At 73.1% G+C, this 17,251-nt stretch carries 10 protein-coding genes; 2 read left to right on the top strand and 8 right to left on the bottom strand.

What is annotated here, in order from left to right; genetic code table 11:
• Positions 1-22: 22 nt before the first annotated feature.
• On the bottom strand, positions 23-880 hold the full coding sequence (locus FHX73_RS05420; RefSeq protein WP_145903702.1) for an SDR family NAD(P)-dependent oxidoreductase: 858 nt from the start codon (positions 878-880) through the stop codon (positions 23-25).
• Positions 881-950: 70 nt separating this feature from the next.
• Between FHX73_RS05420 and FHX73_RS05415 the strand changes: the two genes are divergently transcribed.
• Positions 951-1,475 carry a nuclear transport factor 2 family protein gene (locus FHX73_RS05415; protein WP_211786145.1) on the top strand — a complete coding sequence of 175 codons (525 nt, stop codon included), beginning with the start codon at positions 951-953 and terminating at the stop codon, positions 1,473-1,475.
• Positions 1,476-1,537: 62 nt separating this feature from the next.
• Here FHX73_RS05415 and FHX73_RS05410 read toward each other — a convergent pair whose 3' ends face one another.
• The 5 genes from FHX73_RS05410 to FHX73_RS05390 all read right to left on the bottom strand — a co-directional run bounded on the left by FHX73_RS05410 (position 1,538) and on the right by FHX73_RS05390 (position 14,140).
• Positions 1,538-1,957, bottom strand: coding sequence for an ester cyclase (locus tag FHX73_RS05410; protein WP_145903699.1), 420 nt, complete (start codon positions 1,955-1,957; stop codon positions 1,538-1,540).
• A 105-nt stretch (positions 1,958-2,062) separates the two neighbouring features.
• A complete protein-coding gene (locus FHX73_RS05405; protein ID WP_145903697.1) occupies positions 2,063-4,444 on the bottom strand; it encodes a KR domain-containing protein in 2,382 nt (793 codons plus the stop codon).
• Positions 4,441-10,506, bottom strand: a complete 6,066-nt coding sequence (locus FHX73_RS05400) for an SDR family oxidoreductase (protein ID WP_145903695.1) — start codon at positions 10,504-10,506, stop codon at positions 4,441-4,443. The genes FHX73_RS05405 and FHX73_RS05400 overlap by 4 nt, the downstream gene beginning before the upstream one ends.
• Entirely contained in the window at positions 10,503-12,428 is a 1,926-nt protein-coding gene (locus FHX73_RS05395; RefSeq protein WP_145903692.1) for an acyltransferase domain-containing protein, read from the bottom strand. The genes FHX73_RS05400 and FHX73_RS05395 overlap by 4 nt, the downstream gene beginning before the upstream one ends.
• 314 nt (positions 12,429-12,742) lie before the next feature.
• Entirely contained in the window at positions 12,743-14,140 is a 1,398-nt protein-coding gene (locus FHX73_RS05390; protein WP_145903690.1) for an NAD(P)/FAD-dependent oxidoreductase, read from the bottom strand.
• Between the two features lie 323 nt (positions 14,141-14,463).
• On the opposite strand from FHX73_RS05390, the gene FHX73_RS05385 reads away from it, so the two are divergent.
• Complete coding sequence (locus tag FHX73_RS05385; protein WP_145903688.1) at positions 14,464-15,159, top strand: HAD family hydrolase; 696 nt, start codon at positions 14,464-14,466, stop codon at positions 15,157-15,159.
• Between the two features lie 16 nt (positions 15,160-15,175).
• Here the strand turns inward: FHX73_RS05385 and FHX73_RS05380 are convergent, their stop codons facing one another.
• Both FHX73_RS05380 and FHX73_RS05375 read right to left on the bottom strand, forming a co-directional pair.
• On the bottom strand, positions 15,176-16,594 hold the full coding sequence (locus FHX73_RS05380) for an MFS transporter (RefSeq protein WP_211786144.1): 1,419 nt from the start codon (positions 16,592-16,594) through the stop codon (positions 15,176-15,178).
• Between the two features lie 74 nt (positions 16,595-16,668).
• A complete protein-coding gene (locus FHX73_RS05375) occupies positions 16,669-17,166 on the bottom strand; it encodes a P-loop nucleotide/nucleoside kinase family protein (protein WP_145903687.1) in 498 nt (165 codons plus the stop codon).
• Positions 17,167-17,251: the final 85 nt, after the last annotated feature.

Raw genomic sequence — 17,251 nt, 5'->3', positions numbered from 1 at the left:
TCGGCGCTGCTGGACCGGACGGTCAGGGCACCGGGAACTGGCGGCGGAGGTAGGCGTTGTCGAAGACGGAGTCCGGCGTCAGCCGGCGCAGCGCGAGGGTGCTGGCCGCCAGGAAGCCGACCGGGTAGCGGGCCCGGGGGCGCCGGGACAGCGCGGCCCGCTCGATCGCCTTGGCGACGTCGTCCGCCTCGACGGCGAAGGTGCCGGCCAGGGTGCGCCGACTGCGGTCGTACACCGCGGCGTAGTAGTCGGCGGTCCGCTGGTGGAAGCGGCGGTAGGCGGGGTCGCCCTGGCCGGTGGAGTCCAGGTGCGAGACGAAGGTGTCGGCCCAGGAGGTGCGCACCGGTCCGGGCTCGACCAGCGAGACCCGGATGCCGAACCCGGCGACCTCCAGGCGCAGCGCGTCGCTCAGCCCCTCCAGGGCGTGCTTGCTGGCGTGGTAGAAGCCGCCCCCGGGCGCGGCGTAACGGCCGAATATCGACGAGACGTTGACCACCGAGCCGCCGCCGCGCTCGCGCATCCCGGGGAGCACCAGCTGGGTCAGCCGGACCGCGCCGAAGACGTTGGTCTCGAACTGCTCGCGGACCCGGTCCAGCGAGGTCTCCTCGATGGTGCCGGCCAGCCCGAAGCCCGCGTTGTTGACCAGGACGTCGACCCCGCCGGCGGCGGCCGCGACGCTCTCCACCGCGGCCTTCGCCGAGTCGGCGTCGGTGACGTCCAGTTGCAGCACGTCGATTCCCTGGGCGGCCAGTTCGACCAGCGTCTCGGGGCGCCGGGCGGTGGCCCAGACCCGCAGGCCGGCGTTCCGCAGCCGGATCGCGGTGGCGCGTCCGATTCCGGACGAACATCCTGTGACAAGTGCATTGCGCGGCGCCGGCAACGATCTCCCCTTCCTTTTCGGTCGTTCCCGCCCAACCCGGCGGGCATTACTGTGAGAGAATCAAAAGTGCGTGACGATACGTCAGATCTGCCTGGAGGTCGAGTTTCTGATGGTCTACCACACGGTTGTCAAAGCCAAGGTCCGCGCCGCATTCGCCGAGATCAGCAAGGGGAACTGGGAGTCCATGGTGGATTCCCTCGCGCCGCAGTTCAGTTACACCTTCTACGGTGAGCACGCACTCTCCGGGGAGCGCCACACGCACGCCGCGATGCGGCTCTGGTGGGAGCGGATCGACCGGGTCATGCCCGGACCCCGGTTCGAGGTGCAGGACATCGTGGTCGCCGGCTGGCCGTGGAACACCACGGTCGCCACCAGTGTGCGTGTACGGACCCCGCTCCCCGACGGTTCGTACTACGAGAATGTGGTGAACCAGTTCATGAAGATGCGCTGGGCACGGATATACGAGGTCCGCACCCTTGAGGACACCGTGGTGCTGCAGCGCGCGCTCGACGTGGTCGCCGCGTCCGGGATCGAGGAGGCGCACGCCGCCCCGATCACCGATGCCGACGCGGCCGGGCGGACCGCCCGGGCCTGAGCCCGGGCGGGGCCGGCAGGCCGGGGAGCGGTCCCCGGCCTGCCGCCCGGTCGGCCCGGCGATCAGCCGAACGCGCCGAGCTGCTTGGCCAGCTCGAACCCGTCCATGGAGAACCAGCTCTCCACGATGACGCCCTCGGAGAACTCGTCGATGACGATGCCCGGGATGGCGAAGGTCCGGCCGGTGGCCGGGATCCCGTAGTACTCCACACCGGTGTGGGTGCCGCGAGCGGTGAAGCGGCTGACCACCTTCTCGCCCTCGATGATCCAGTCGTCCACGGTGACGTGCAGGTCCGGGAAGGACGCGCGCTGGATCCGCACCCACTCCTTCAGGTGCTCGACACCCTCCTTGCCGTTCTCGGCGGTGCCGTGGCTGATGTGGGCGTCGGTGGCGCCCTCGTAGATCACGTCCAGGTTGCCCTTGTTCAGGCACTCCTCGTAGTAGCGCTCCAGCGTGCGCCGGTTCGGGTTCACATCGGTCATTTCGGTATCCCTTTCCAACAGGCCGCGGGGACCATCCCCGCGACGACGACTACCGCTCCGGTGGGGCGGCCCCGCCACCCCACCGCGCTCACTCGGCGGCGCGGCTCACCCGCGCCACCCCACCAGGCCCGTGACCACGGCCACGGCCTCGCCCGAGCCGGCGTCGGTCACCCGCCAGACGCCGAGCGCGGGGTCGCCCGCGATCAGCACCCGGTCGCCCTCCGGCCCGTGCAGCCGGATCCGGGTCACCGACAGCTGGTCGGAGGAGCCCGCCCAGCCGACGCCCTGGCCCACCGCCGCGTGCAGGATGTTCTCCAGCGCGGCCACCGGCACGGCGGACGACGGCGGTTCGGGCACGGTCCACAGGTCCCCGGGCAGGCAGCGCCGGACCTCGGCGGTGATCCGGTCGGTGCCCTCGGCCGCCCAGCGGGACAGCGGGACCACCAGACCGCGCCAGGACAGCAGCGGTGCGGCGCTCCACACCGTGGCCCGGGCCGCCTCGTCGGCGGCGGCCCGACCGGGCAGCGGGGCGCGCCCGGCCGGTGCCGCCGGCGCGCCCGCCTCCCGGTAGGTCAGCCGCATCCGGGCCTGCGGACCGCCCTCCTCGCGGCGGAAGAGCACCTCCGCCACCCACTGCCCGTCCTGCTCCCAGCCGCGCACCTCCCGGTGCAGCCGGACCCGGCCCCGCTCGCACTGCAGCAGGGCGAGCGGCACCGACAGGTCGTCGATCGAGAGCAGCACCAGCTCCGGCAGGTGCGCCGGGGTCACCCACTCCGCGCCCCGCACCGCGCTCTCCAGCAACAGGCTCACCGGCAGCGCGGGTTCGCCGCGCAACCGGAAGTCGCCGATCGCCGCGGCCCGGTCCGTGTCGAGCTCGACGACACCGGCCAGCCGCGCGTGCGGCTGGTACTCCAGCACCGTGCCCAGGTGGAAGATCTTCGGGAACGTCTCCTCGAAGCCCGGCAGTTGGGGGACCACCGGGTAGCTGACCGCCTGCACCGGGTCGAGCGCCCGGCCCAGCGGACCGACGAAGCTGACCTCGCCGGTGGAGCCGGCCAGCAGCTCCGAGCGCCAGTGCCGCAGCCCGTCGCCGATGTCCATGGCCGCCATGTAGCGCAGGCTGGCACTGAAGTTGGCGACCAGGCCGAGCCGGTCCCAGGTCGGCCAGGCCAGCGTCATCACCGGGAAGCCGACCTGGCGCTGCGCCCACAGGCCGAGCCGGGCCAGCCCCTCGTTCGCCGCGGCGTAGTCGAGCTGCCCGACCATCCCGCCGAGCCGCCCGGTCAGCGAGCCGACCGTGCAGAACACCTTCAGCGGCAACTCGCGCACCGCGTCCAGCAGGTGGAGGAACGAGTCGACCTTGGTGGAGACCACGACGGCGATCTCGTCGTCCGACTTGTTCGGCAGCCGGCTGGGCGTGTCCACCCCGGCGTTGTGGATCACGCCGGTCAGGTCCGGCAGCTGCCGCACCAGTTCGCGCACCGCCGCGGGGTCGGTGAAGTCGCACGCGCGGTAGTCCAGCCGCAGGCCCTCGGCCCGGGCCGAGAGCAGGTTGCCGACCAGCTCCCAGGTGGCCTCGGTGCGGGTGATCTCCCGTCGGATGTCGGCCACCGGACGCCCCTGGCGGTGCTCGGCCCAGAGTTCGGCCCGGCGGCGCTGGAGCGCCTCGGCGGTCAGCTCCGACCAGCCCTCCTCGGGCGGCAGCTCGGCCCGGCCGGTGACCACCACCCGCAGCCCGAACTCCCGGGCCAGCTCGCGGGCCAGGGCCATTCCGATGCCCCGCCCGCCGCCGCTGATCAGCAGGGTGTCCCCGCCGCCCCAGCGCACCGCCGGCGCGGCCGCCGGCACGGACTCCGGGGTGAGCACCCAGCGCTGCCCGTCGCGCCGGCCGATCTCGCTGAGCCCGGGGAGGCACAGCTCCTCGGCGACCAGCTCGGGCAGGTCCGCCACGGCGTCCGGCGCGATGTCGAGGATCCGGGTCGCGCAGTTCGGCAGCTCCCGGTGCAGGCTCTTGGCCAGCCCGGCCCACAGACCGCCGAGCGGCTGCGCGATGTCGTCGTCCGGGTGGTAACCCATGCCGCCGCCCAGGTAGCTGACGGCCAGGTAGGTCAGCCGGTCGGCCGAGGTCTCCGTGCTCCACGACTGGTAGCAGTGGCGCAGCACGGTGAAGGTGCGCAGCAGGGCAGCCCGCCAGTCGCGGCCGGCGGTCGGGGTGAGCCGGTCCGCCAGGGCGAGGTCCACCACGATGTCCGGGACGTGCTGCTCCGCCTCGACCAGCCGGGCGCCGCGCCGCTCCAGCGCGGCGCCGACCAGTGCCGCCGTCCCCGGGTCGCCGCCGATCACGGCGACCCGGCGGTCGCGCAGCGACCGGCGGGACGCCGGCGACTCGGCGGGGGTCAGCCGCCAGACCATCCGGCGCACCGGGGCGGTGTCCGCCCCGGTGGCGGCCTGCTCGGCCGGCGCGTCGGTGAGCACGGATCCGGTCACGAGGACACCTCCTGCAGCTCGGCGGGCCCGCGCAGCAGGCCGGTGGCCGGGTCGAGGTAGCCGATCACCGTCGCGGTCAGGTCCTTCATCTGCGCGACCACCCGGCCGCCGGGCGCCACCGCCACGAACCGGTTGCCCTCCGAGGAGTGCTCACCGAAGCCGGGGTTGACCACGTAGATGTCCAGGGATCCGTGCTCGGCGGTCAGTTCGAGGTCGTTCGCCTGCTGGTAGAGGTCCACCCGGCGGATCGACAGCGGTGCCGCCACCGGGATCAGGCCGTTCACCGGGGCGAGCACGCCGGTGCGGGCCATCGCGTCCAGCAGCACCGGCGGGAGCAGGAACGAGGACCACGGTCCGTCCCCGCCCTCCAGCGCGGCCCGGTACACCGCACGGGAGCCGCGCGGGCCGCTGCGCGTCGCGGTGGTGGCCACGAACGGGCCGGTGAGCCGCACCGGCGCGCCCTCGGCGTGGTACGGGTCGGGCACCGGGAAGTCCTCGGAGTCGTCCCACGGCTGCCAGAGCGGCGCCGCCGGGAAGCCCTTGGTGACCAGCACCCGCGCCGTGAAGTGCGGTCGCCCGGAGACCAGTTGCACCCCGGAGGGCGAGACCACGTCGTAGCTGACCAGCACCTCGACCGTGGTCAGGTCGCCGACCTGCTCGACGATCCGGGCGGTGATCCGCTTCGGACCCTGCGGGATCTCCCGGTGCACCTGCAGGAAGTGCAGGAACCGGACGTCCTCCAGCGCGACCACGTCACCGCCGGGCACCAGGTGCAGCGCCGCCTCGGCGGCCAGCTCGGTGACGAAGGTGCCGGGCAGCGTGGGCACGCCCCTGACCAGGTGGTGTTCGAGGTAGCCGTCGGTGTCCAGGTCGAAGGGGCACTCGAAGGAGACCTCGGCGCCGTCGACCGCGTCCGGCCCGGCGTCCGGCCCGGCGTCCGGCCCGGCGGCCGGCAGCTCGCGCCGCAGGTAGAAGCGTCCGGGCCGACTGCCCGTCACCGCCCGCTCCTCGGCCAGGAAGCCGGGGTAGAACTGCTCGACGGTGGCCCGCTCCGCATCGCCGAGGTGGACCACGCCGCCGCGCACGCGCGGCTCGGCCAGCTCGGCGAGGAAGTGCCGCACGCCCTCCACCACCGGCATGTGGCTGTAGGTGTTGGCCCGCTTGAAGTAGGCCCGGGTCAACTCGTTCGACCCCATGCCGACCTCGTCCCACAGGGTCCAGCCGATGACGAACTCCGGGACGCCGGTGGCGGCCGCGTAGCCGGCGGCGGTCGCCAGGTAGTCGTTGCCCGAGGCGTAGTCCGCCTCGCCGCGCTGGCCGAAGAAGCCCAGCAGCGAACCGAAGTCGCACCACCGCGCGGGTGTCCGGCCGGCCATCGCCCGGTGCAGGTTGCGGTGCGCGTCCAGCTTGAGGTCGCGGATCCGGCGGAACTCCGCGAAGTCCTTGTCCCGGATCATCGCCGAGCGGTTCAGGCCCGGGGCGTTGATCACCAGGTCGATCCGGCCGTGCTCGGCGAACACCGCGTCCACCGCGGTCCGCACCGACTCGCCGTCCCGGGCGTCGCAGGTGAGGTAGCCGACCCGGTCCCGGCCGCTGTGCCGGGCGATGCGGTCCAGGTTGCGGCGGGCCGTGCGGGCGTCGACCATCCGGTCGAACCGCCGGCTGCTCTCCGCCACCGTCGTGCCGCCCGCCCGCACCCGGGCGGAGATGAAGGCGGAACGGGTGGCGGCGAACTCCTCGTCGCTGCCCTCGAAGGTCTCCTGCGGGTAGCTGTCCAGCGAGTTGCTGCCCAGCACGACGATCCGCGAGCCGTGGCGCTCGGCGAGCGCCACCAGCAGCTCGGCGGTGATCCCGCGGGCGCCGCCGAGCGCGACCACCACCGAGTCCGGGCCGAGCGGCTCCGACCCGGGCTCGGTCGCCGGCCGCCGCGCGGGCGTCCGCGCCAGCCCGGGGACCAGCCGCTGCCGGCCGTCGTGGTAGACGATCGGGAAGCCGCGCACCGCGCCGTGCTCCCGGGCCGCCACCGGTCCGGCCAGCGCCGGGTCCGAGGTGGCCGTGAGCAGGGCGTAGCAGGTGGCCTCGGCCAGCTCCAGGTGCACGCACTTGGCGAGCCCGGTGAACAGGCCGGCCAGCGGGTGCGGCACCGCGCCCGGCATCGCGCCGAGCAGCAGCAGGACGACCGAGGCGGCGGCGTCGCCGAGCTCCTCGTACCGCTGCTGCACGGTCAGGAAGGTCAGGTCGTGCAGGTCGCGCAGCTGGTCGATCTCGCCCGTGAGGGCCTGCCCGGCCGGCACCGAGGCGGTGAGGTCGGCGACCACCCGCAGGTCCCGCACCGGCCCCCGGAGGGTGGCCAGCGCCGTGCGCACCGCCTCGGGGGTGACCTCCGGGAGGTGGTGCCAGCCCGCTCGCGGCTCGGCCGGGGCGACCGTGCTCAGCACCGTCAGCGCGGCGCCGGGGGCGGCCAGGTCGAGCACCAGCCGGGGGTTGTCGGTCAGCACCACCGCGCCGGCCGGCAGCGGGTCCGTGAGGGGTGCCGCGGTCGGGGCGAGCGGCTCGGGGCGCAGCTGCGTGGTGTAGCGCTGGACGAGGTCGTCGCCGGCTCGCTGGTCGGTGGTGTCGGCCTGGTCCGCCTGGTCCGCCTGGTCCGCCGGTGCCGGCTGCTCCGGCGAGCTGACGACCAGTCCGGTGGCCGCCGCGCCGGAGTTCTCGTGGCAGCGGACGACGGTCGTGCCCCGGGCTTCGCGCAGCGCCCGCAGCACGGCGAGACCGCCGGCCGCACCGAGGTAGCGTCCGTCCTCGCTCCCGGCTCCGCAGTCGACCTCGGTGGCGGCGTCGGCCGGCCGCGCCTCGGGCGTGAGCTCGTCGACGAAGGCCAGCACCTCCAGGCCCGCCTCCCGGGCGATCCGCTCGGTGGTCAGCCCGAACAGGAACGCGCCCTCGGCCGGATCGACCTGCTGGTCGCCGAAGACCTCGCGGAGCAGCGGACGGTACTCGGGCAGGCTGTTGCCGTTGATCCCGCCGGCCAGCACGAAGTCGAGCTCGCCGCTGCGCAGGTAGTGGGTGGCCGTGGAGAACGCGGAGAGCGCCGAGCCCAGACCGGCGTCGACCGTGATGTTCGGGCCGTGCAGGTCGAAGTAGTTGGCCACCCGGGCCGAGATGACGTTGGGCATCATCCCGGGGAAGGAGTCCTCGTTGGAGGGCGGGGTCATCGACCGCACCCGCTCGCGCAGCCGGTCCACCACGGCGGTCAGCCGGGGCTCGGCGGCGAGTGCGGAGTCGGACCGCAGACCGCGCTCGATGTCGTCGAGGTAGCAGCGGTTGGCGTACAGCATGGCTGCCCTGGTCGGTCCCATGTGGCCGATCACCACGCCGGTGCGCTCCGCCTTGGCGTCCCAGAACTCGGAGAGCTGGCCGCGCAGTTCGTGCGCACAGGAGATGATCATCAGCTGGCAGCGGTCGATGGTGCGCACGGTGGGCGGAGGCATCCGCACCTCCTGGAAGGAGGGCGCCGGGTAGCTGTCGCCGAAGCCCGCCGGGATGGTGCGGTCTCCCTCCAGCCAGGCCAGCACGTCCTCGCGGCCCGTCGTGCCGGGCAGCTTGGCGGACCAGCCGACCACGGCGATCCGGTCCGCGGGTGCGGCCGGCACGCGGGCGGCGGGGCGGTCCTCGTCCTTGCCCTTGGCCTCGTCCTTGCCCTCGTGCTCGTACTCGTGCTCGTTCTGGTCCTCGGGCTCCGAGACGATCAGGTGGGCGTTGGTGCCGCCGAAGCCGAAGCCGGAGATCGCGGCCGTCCTGCGGTGGCCGGTCCGCGCCTCCCAGGGGCGGGACTCGCTGGAGATCTCCAGCTTGGTGGTGTCCATCTCGAACACCTCGGGGGCCGAGCGGTACCGGTACTGGCCCGGGATCGTCTGCTCCTCCATGGCCAGGATCGACTCGATCAGCGACACCACGCCGGCCGCCCAACCGGTGTGCCCGATCAGTGACTTGTTGGAGGTCACCACGGTGCTGCGGTCCACGCCGTAGTGCTGGCGCAGGGTGGTGAACTCGGCGAGGTCGCCGGCCGGGGTGCCGGTGGCGTGGGCGTTCACCCAGTCCACGTCGGTGCCGGTGAGTCCGCCGGCCGTCAGCGCGCGGCGCACCGCGAGGTCCTGGCCGGCCGAGCTGGGGGCGTAGATGGCCTTGCCCTTGCCGTCCGAGGACGAGCCGAACGCCCGCAGCACGCCGAGGATCCGGTCGCCGTCGGCCTTGGCCCGGCTGAGCCGCTTGAGCACCACCACGCCGGCTCCGTCGGCGAAGATCACGCCGTCCGCGTCGGCGTCCAGCGAGTGCACCGAGCCGCGCTTGGACAGGCCCTTGAGCTTGGAGAAGAGCACCGTCCCGCGCGGCGCCAGGGCGAACGCCCCGCCGCAGACCGCGAGGTCGTACTGGCCGGCGAGCAGGCCCTTGACGCCGATGTCGATGGCGTACAGCGAGGACGAGCAGGCGGTGTCGACCATCTGCACGGGCGTGTCGGACGGCAGCACGCCGGCCATCGCCTCCTGGCCCACCTGGTGCGGCAGGAAGCGCGGGCCCGCCGACTGGCCGCGGTGGTAGCGGGAGGAGAGCGCGCGGTCCACGCCCGAGAGCAGTCGCTCGCGCTCCGCGCCGGTGATCTCCAGCTCGGTGGTGATCTCCGCGGTCAGGTGGTTGGCGGCGGCCAACACGCCTGCCTCTTCGAGGTGTTGGCTGCCGTCGGCGGTGTAGCCGACGTGCAGGGAGTGGCGGTCGCCCGGGCGGCGGTGCACGCCGTCCAGCGCCTGGACGAGCGAGTGCCGCAGCCAGAGCGTGGTCAGCTCGGTCTCGTCCGGGTCCTCGCTCAGGCCCTCCAGGGCGGCCGGGTCCGGCTGGAAGTCGGTGATGAAGACGCAGGTGTCCTGGTAGGACTTGTCCTCGTCGGCCTGGTCGGGCGAGGAGAAGGCGGCCCGCTCCCAGCGGTCCTCCGGCACCTCGATGAAGAGTTCGGCACCGGTGGTGCGCAACTGCCAGAGTTCCGCCGGGCTGTTGGCGCCGCTGACGGCCAGGCCCATGCCGACCACGGCGATCTGGTCGTCGTCGTCCTCCAGGGAGAGCGCGTCGTCCGCCGCCTCGGTGGTGGGGGCGAGGTCCGGCACGGCCTTCAGTGCGGCGGGCGGCTCGGCCTCGGCCTTGGCCTCAACCTCAGTCCCGGCCTCAACCTCGGCCTCGGCTCCAGTCGCGGATGCGGATGCGGATGCGGGCGGAGTCAGCGTCGGGCCGTGCGGCCGGGCCGGGGCCAGCAGGGTCGCCCCGAGGGTCAACCCGCCGTCCGCGAGCACCACTTGACCGGTGATCCAGCTGGACTCGTCGGAGGCCAGGAACGCCACCAGCTTGGCGAACTCCTCCGCCGTGCCGAGCCGGCCGAGCGGTGTGCCGGCGATCACCGCCTGCTGCATCGCGGCGGCGTCGGGGAACTTGTCGGCCACCTCGCTGGCCAGCATCGCCGCGGAGGCGATGTTCACCCGGATGTTCAGCGGCGCGAACTCCACGGCCAGGTACCGGGCGGCGGCCTCGGCCGCCGCCTTGGCCGGTGCGCAGGCGAGGTAGTTGGCCATGACCATCTGGGAGGCGCCGAGCGCGGAGACCGTGACGATCGAGCCGCCGCCGGAGCGGGCCATCAGCGGGGCCGCCGCCTGGGCGCAGCGCAGGCCGCCCTTGAGATTGGTCTCCAGCGCCCGGTCCAGGTCGGCGTCGGTGGTGTCGTGGACGGGCAGCAGCGCACCGTTGGCCGCGTTGTTGACGAGGATGTCCAGCCGGCCGATCTGCTGCTCGATCTCCGCGAACATCCGTGTCACCTGGGCCGGTTGGGCGACCGAGGCGCGGAAGATGTCCACCTCGGCGCCGCGCTCGCGCAGTTCGTCCCGGGTCCGCTTGGCCTGCTCGTGCGAGTGGAAGTAGTTGATCAGTACGTGGGCGCCGCGCTCGGCCAGCGTGCTGGCGATCGCCTTGCCGACGTTGCGGGCGCCGCCGGTGACCAGCGCCACCTTGCCCGTGAGATCAGTGGTCACGCGGCTTCTCCCGCCGGGGTCAGCTGACGCAGTTCGTCGGAGATGAGGGTGACGATGGTGTCCAGGGTGCCGTAGTCGGCGAGGCGGAAGTCGCTTGCGCGGGTGGGGAGTCCGTAGTGGCGGGAGGCGCGGGCGAGGAGTTCGATCTGCTTGACGGAGTCGACGCCGAGTTCGGCTTCGAGCAGGGCGTCTGCGGTGAAGACCTCTTCGGGGTACTCAAGCGCCTCGGCGTAGATGCCGCGCACGGTGGCGAGCAGCTCCTCCCGGCCGGGGTGGGCGGGCGCCGGCTCCTTGGCCCGGAGCGGGCTGACCGGTGCGGCGGCGCTGGGCTCCGGAGCGGGCGGTGTCTCGTCCGCCGGGGTCAGCTGGCCCAGTTCGTCGGAGATGAGGGTGACGATGGTGTCCAGGGTGCCGTAGTCGGCGAGGCGGAAGTCGCTTGCGCGGGTGGGGAGTCCGTAGTGGCGGGAGGCGCGGGCGAGGAGTTCGATCTGCTTGACGGAGTCGACGCCGAGTTCGGCTTCGAGCAGGGCGTCGGCGGTGAAGACCTCTTCGGGGTACTCAAGCGCCTCGGCGTAGATGCCGCGCACGGTGGCGAGCAGCTCCTCCCGGCCGGGGACGCCCGGCGCCGGGGCCTTGGGGCGGGCAGCCTGCGGTGCCACCGCTCCGGCTTCCGGTCGCGGCTCGGCCACGGTGTGAGCGGTGGGTGCGGTGGGTGCGGTGGGTGCGGTGGGTGCGGTGGGTGCGGTGCGTGCGGCCGGGCGGGCGCCCGCGCCCGCGTCGAGGAAGTCCTTCAGCCGGTTGGCCGCGAGCTCGGCCAGTTCCTCGCGGTGGGCCTGCCAGAACTCCTCGAAGAGGTCCGCCGGTGCGTCCGGAACCAGGTGCAGGCGCACCGAACTCAGCCCGTCCGTGGTCGCCAGCCCGGCCGCCTGCAGGGCGGCCAGGGTGCCGGCCAGCTGCAGCGCGCCGTCGCGCTTGGCGATGGCGAGGGTGGCCAGCGCGGTGACCTCGTCGCCGCCGGCCACCCGGGACACCAGCGAGGTCAGCACGGCCCGACCGCCGGCCTCCACGAACGTGTGGTGGCCGTCGGCCCGCAGCTCCCGCACCGCGGCGGAGAACCGCACGGGCGCGGTCAGGTGCTCGGCGAGCCGCTCGGCCAGCGGCTCGGTCGGCTCGTAGAAGCGGCCCAGGATCGGCGAGAAGACCGGTGTGGTCAGCGGCCGTTGGTCCAGCGTGGCGACGAACTGGGCGTAGCGCGGGGCGACATCGGCCAGCGCCGGGTTGTGGAAGGCGTAGGAGGTCTCCAACTGCAGGTAGCTGATCCGCAGTTGTGCGGTGATGGCCCGCACCGAGGCCAGTGCGCCGATCGAGCCGCTCAGCACGGTCTGGGTGTCGTGGTTCTCGGTGGCGATCGAGAGCATCGGGTCGCCGATCAGGCTGACCAGGTGGCCGGCCCGGTCCGGGTTGGTGGACAGCGCCGCCATCGCGCCGCCGCTGTCCTCGCGTTCGGCGATCACCATGATCCGGCGGGCGACGATCCGGGCGCCGTCCTCCACCGAGAAGGCGCCGGCCGCCACCAGTGCGGTGATCTCGCCGAGGCTGTGTCCGGCCAGCACGGAGGCCCGCAGGCCGTGGTCCGCCAGGATCCGGTAGGCGGCCAGACTGCTGCCGTAGATGGCCAGTTGCGAAACCCACGGTTCGTCAGCGAGCAATTTGGGTAGCTCGATGTCGGAGGCGCCGAAGAGCAGCGGAGTGAGGGGGCGGGAGAACAGCTCGACCGCCACCGTGTCGATGCGGTCGAAGACGGCGGCCACCTGCGGGTGCGCGGCGTGCGCCAGCCGCAGCGCGGCACCGTCAAAGCTGCCCTGGCCGGGGAAGAGGACAGCCGGTCCGGTGCCGGCCACGATCTCGGTCGATCTGGTCATCAGGAACCTCCAGGGGGTGTTGCTTCGTGAAGGGGGAGGGCGGCCCGCACGTCATCGCCCACCGCATCCGCGCCGCGCGCGGTGAGTCGGCCGAGCGCCCGTCTGCTTCGTTGCCGCAGTGGGTTGTCAGGTGACCGGGGCTGCTGTGGCTCGCACGACACGTGCCGCGCGCAGCTCTCCTCGCCCGGTGCTTCCTCGCGCGGGCGCGGACTTCGTCGTCCGGCCGTCGTTCGCGGGCAGCGGGATGGTGGAGCCGAAGGGAAGGAGGATGGTGGGACCGAAGTGAAGGAGGAAGCGGAACGGGAGTGAGGACCTCAGGCGGTCGGAGCGGAGACGGGCCGGCGGCCGGAGCCACCCGGTACCGGGCTGCGCAGCAGCAACTCGCCCATCGGGCCGAGCTTCGAAGCGATCAGGCGGTCGGCCGTGCCGGAGGCCCAAGCGGGTCGGCCGGGCACGCCCTCGATCAGCCAGCGGACCAGCCGGGACGTCCAGGGCACCTCGCCAGCGCCGCCCAAGTAGCCGAACAGCTCACGGAAGTTGTCCCGGGTGTAGAACTGCTCCGGCGGGACGACGGTGGCGAACAGCCCGATCATCGCCTGGCCGTGCCGGGGGCTGCGGCTCATCGCCGCGATCAGTGCGCGTTCCTCCGGCGAGTGGTCCGCGACCCTCGCGTAGTCGCGGGTGTAGTCGTAGTGGTCGCCGATCAGGCGGTCCCGGCGCGCGGTGTAGCCGGCCATCGCCTCGGCCATCGGGCGGTTCTCCAGCCCGTCGGTGATCGCGTCGGCGAGCAGGTCGGCGCCGAGCAGCGCGTGGGTGATCCCCGAGGCGGTGATGGGGTCCCGGGTGGCGCCCGCGTCGCCGACCAGCGCCCACCCCGGACCGTGCGAGGTGCGCAGGAAGTTGGGCACGGAGCCGGTGAGCCAGCGGTCGCCGCGCTTCGCCTGGCGCAGCCGCTCGGCGAACTCGGGGTCGACGTCGGTGAAGGCCTCGATCACCGACCGGTCGGTCTGCTCCGGGTCGCCGGTGGGGAAGGTGTCGGTGGGCCAGGCCACGCCGACGATGGAGAGCCCGTCATGGGTCGGCCAACTGAACGGGTGGCGGCGGTTCTTCCGGTAGGTGCGGACCAGGGGCTCCTGCTCCAGGCCCTCCCAGTAGGTCCACGAGCTCTTGCTGAGCACCGGCTGGTCCCGGTACTTCCGGGCGTCCACCAACTGCGCGACCCGGGAGTTCTTGCCGTCCGCGCCGACCACGATGGTGGCCTTCTCGGACATCTTCCCGGAGGTCTTGGAGACGCCGCTGACGCCGGTGACCACGCCGTTCTCGGTCAGCAGCTCCTGGATGGAGACGCCCTCCCGGAGCTCGGCGCCGGCGGCGACGGCGGCGTCCGCGAGCGCCTGGTCCAGGCTGATCCGCGGCGGGGAGAGGGCGTAGCCGACGCCCTCCACGCTCGGCAGGGGCGCGACCAGCCGCGCCGGGCCGCTCTGCAGCGAGTAGTGGGTGATCTCGGGAATGCTGTGCTCGTTGAGCCGGTCGAGTATTCCCCATCGGCGGAGCCAGTTGACTCCCGGCGGGTGTATGAGATTTGTCGACGAACTGGTCGGACTGGGAAAAGTGATCCTGTCAACTACCAGGACTCGGTATCCGCGGTCGGCCAGAACCATCGCTAGCGCGGAGCCAGATATTCTGGCTCCGACAATGATCACGTCGTACATGATCCCCCGTATCAGTTCCTGCGCGTAAATCCGCGTTTCCGCGCTGCTGACAGGGCAACCCTCTGCCAACCGGAGGCTGGGCGCAAGCAATTTCAAGCCGTCCTCACGCACTTCTCAAGCGCGACCGGTTGACGCGTGCCGCCCCGTCGTGGGTCGCGACCTCCGGAAACCGGCCACCAGCTGCGCTTCTTCTCTCCCGTAACTCACGTGTAACTCAAGCCCAGGAGGAGCGGGGGTGGCAGAAGTTGCAGCGGTTGGTTCGGAACAGGAAATTCCGAATCCACTTCCGCACTGAAGTGCCGGCAGCCGGTAGGGTCGGCGGCATGCCTGGGATAGCCGCGATCTCCTTCGACGCCGACGACACCCTCTGGGACTTCAACGCCTCCTACGCGGTCGCCATCGCCGCCGTCGCCGACCGGCTGACGGAGGAGGGCGTGCGGCGGGCCGACGGGCCGGTCTCGGGGGAGTGGCTGGACGAGCTGTGGACCGAGGCCGGCCAGGCCGCGCCGCCCGGCACCCACCTGCGGGAGCTGCGCAAGGCCTCCTTCGGTGCGGCCCTGGAGCGCGGCGGCCGCTCCAGCCGGCCGGACCGGGTGGACGAGCTGTTCGACTGGTACAACGAGGTCCGCTGGGCCGAGCTGCGCCCCTACCCCGAAGTCGTCTCCGTGCTCGACGAGTTGGCGGGCCGCTTCGTGCTCGCGGTGACCAGCAACGGCAACACCGACCCGGCCCGGGTCGGCCTCGGCGGCTACTTTGCCTGCGTCACCAACCCCGAGCGGAGCGGCTACCAGAAGCCGGATGCCCGGATGTTCCTGCACACCGCCGCCGGCCTCGACCTCGAACCCGCCCGGATCCTGCACGTCGGCGACCACCTCCAGCACGACGCCGTCGCCGCCCGCGCGGCCGGGCTGCAGGCGTACTGGCTCAACCGGCGGACCAGCGGCGGTCCGGCCTCGGCGCAGGCGGCGCAGGCGGGCATCCGGGAAATCGCCACGCTGACGGCCCTGTTGGAGCTCTAGGGGGTGTGTGCCGCACTCACTCCCCGCGGGTGATCCGCGGAACCGTGCGCAGCGTCAGCAGCACCGACCCCGACCAGAGCAACGCCGCGAACGCCCCCGCCAAGTGCAGCCCGGAGGTGAACCGTTGGGCCGCCCCCGGGTCCCGGGCGAGCGCCCCGAAGGCCGCGATGCCGAGCGCGCCGCCGGCCTGCCGGCAGGTGTTGTTGACGCCGGAGGAGAGCCCGGGCCGGTCCGCCGGGCCCGCCTGAAGGGCGGCCGCCACCACCGCCGGCGTCAACAGGCCCATCGCGAAGCCGAGGCAGGCCAGGGCCGGCAGCAGCACCGGGTAGCCGCTGTCCCAGCGCAGCGCCAACAGGTCGGCGCTGCCCGCGATCCCGAGCAGCAGCCCGGCCAGCATCGGCGGACGCGGCCCGTACCGGGCGACCAGCCGACCGGTGAACGGCGCGCACACGGCCAGCGGGGAGAACAGCGGCAGCAGCATCAACCCGGCGGTCAGCGCCGCGTGGTGGCGCACGCTCTGCAGGTAGAGCGAGAGCACGAAGGTCAGCCCGAGGCCGACGAAGTTCATCGACCCGGCGACCAGGTTGGCGCCCACGAAGTCGGCTCGGCGCAGCAGTTCGGGCGGCAGCATCGGGTCGGCCGCCCGCCGCTCCCAGGCGGCCAGCCCGAGCGCGGCGAGCAGCGCGACCAGCAGCGCGGCACCGGCCGGCCAGTGCGGGCCGGAGCGCCCGGCGGTGATCGCGCCGAAGACCAGGGCGGTGAGCAGCACCGCCGTGCCGAGCACGCCGGGCAGGTCGAGCCGGCGGGTGCGCACGGGCACGTCGCGCTCCAGCAGTCGCAGCGTCAGCAGCAGGGCGAGCGCGACCACCGGCAGGTTCACCAGGAACACCCAGCGCCAGCCGGCCCCGCTGACCAGTGCCCCGCCGACCAGCGGCCCTGCGGGCAGTGCGAGCGCCGAGACCCCGGCCCAGACGCCCAGCGCCCGGGCCTTCTCACGCCGCTCGGGGAAGGTCCGGTTGACCACCGCGAGCGTGCTGGGCAGCAGCAGCGCCGCCGCCAGCCCCTGCACCGCCCGCGCCGCCACCAGCGCACCGATCCCGGGCGCCGCACCGCAGGCCAGCGAGGCGCCCCCGAACAGCACCAGGCCGGCGACCAGCACCGTCCGGTGCCCCAACCGGTCGCCCACCACCCCGGCCCCGAGCAGACAGGCCGCGAGCACCACCGTGTAGGCGTCCACCACCCACTGCAGCCCGTCCAACCCCGTGTGCAGCGCACCCCCGATCCCGGCCAGCGCGACGTTGACCACGGTGACGTCCAGCAGCACGAGGAACATCCCGGCACACATCACGCCGAGCACCAGCGCCCGGCGCCTGCCCGTCGGCGGATCCGGACGGCGGAGGGTCGAGGGGTCGCGAAGACTCGAAGGGCTGCTCATGCCTCCGATGGTGGGGGCGAATCACTTCGGCCCAGCCCGAAACGTGCCCGCATATACCTGTGGGGGGCACCCCGCTAGCGGTCCTGGGCCTTCTGCTCGATGATCAACTCACCCTCCCCGCACGGCTCCTCGAAGTGCGCGAGGTAACGCCCCAGCAGCTCCGGGCCCACCGTCACCGCGTTCGCGCCGGCCTGCCGGTTCCGCACCGCCAGCCGCTGCTCCAGCAGTGCCCGGTCGGCCTTCAGGTACACCAACTCGCACTGGTAGCCGTGCTGGTCGGCGAGCGCACGGTAGTCGTCGCGGGCGGCCCGGCTCCAGAAGCTGTAGTCCACCACGACGTTGCGCCCGGCCCGCAGCGACTCCACGAGCTGGAGCCGCTGTTCGGCCCGCACGAGTTCCTTCAGCGCGTCGAACTCGGCCTCGCCCAGCACCACCCCGGCGTCACGCCCGCCGAGCCGCTGCCACACCGCCTCGTCGATCGACAGGCGCAGGTATCCGCGCTCCACCAGGCCCAGGGCGTACGTGGACTTCCCGGCCCCCGGCAGCCCGCACATCAGCACCACGGTGCCCATGCCGTCCCGTCCCTCCTCAGTACCCCTACCTATGCACGGCTGATTCCGCCGCCCGCCGACCCGCCTAACGTTCCGGGTGTCAGAG

It is taken from the genome of Kitasatospora viridis, from assembly GCF_007829815.1.
In the GTDB taxonomy this organism is placed as follows: domain Bacteria; phylum Actinomycetota; class Actinomycetes; order Streptomycetales; family Streptomycetaceae; genus Kitasatospora; species Kitasatospora viridis.
Note: the sequence above shows the minus strand (reverse complement) of the source record. Positions and strands in the feature narration are given on the sequence as shown.

Excerpts from the sequence above, each read along its gene's own strand:
- FHX73_RS05380 (WP_211786144.1), bottom strand. The coding sequence starts at position 16,594 with ATGAGCAGCCCTTCGAGTCTTCGCGACCCCTCGACCCTCCGCCGTCCG.
- FHX73_RS05390 (WP_145903690.1), bottom strand. The coding sequence starts at position 14,140 with ATGTACGACGTGATCATTGTCGGAGCCAGAATATCTGGCTCCGCGCTA.
- FHX73_RS05385 (WP_145903688.1), top strand. The coding sequence starts at position 14,464 with ATGCCTGGGATAGCCGCGATCTCCTTCGACGCCGACGACACCCTCTGG.
- FHX73_RS05375 (WP_145903687.1), bottom strand. The coding sequence starts at position 17,166 with ATGGGCACCGTGGTGCTGATGTGCGGGCTGCCGGGGGCCGGGAAGTCC.
- FHX73_RS05410 (WP_145903699.1), bottom strand. The coding sequence starts at position 1,957 with ATGACCGATGTGAACCCGAACCGGCGCACGCTGGAGCGCTACTACGAG.
- FHX73_RS05395 (WP_145903692.1), bottom strand. The coding sequence starts at position 12,428 with ATGACCAGATCGACCGAGATCGTGGCCGGCACCGGACCGGCTGTCCTC.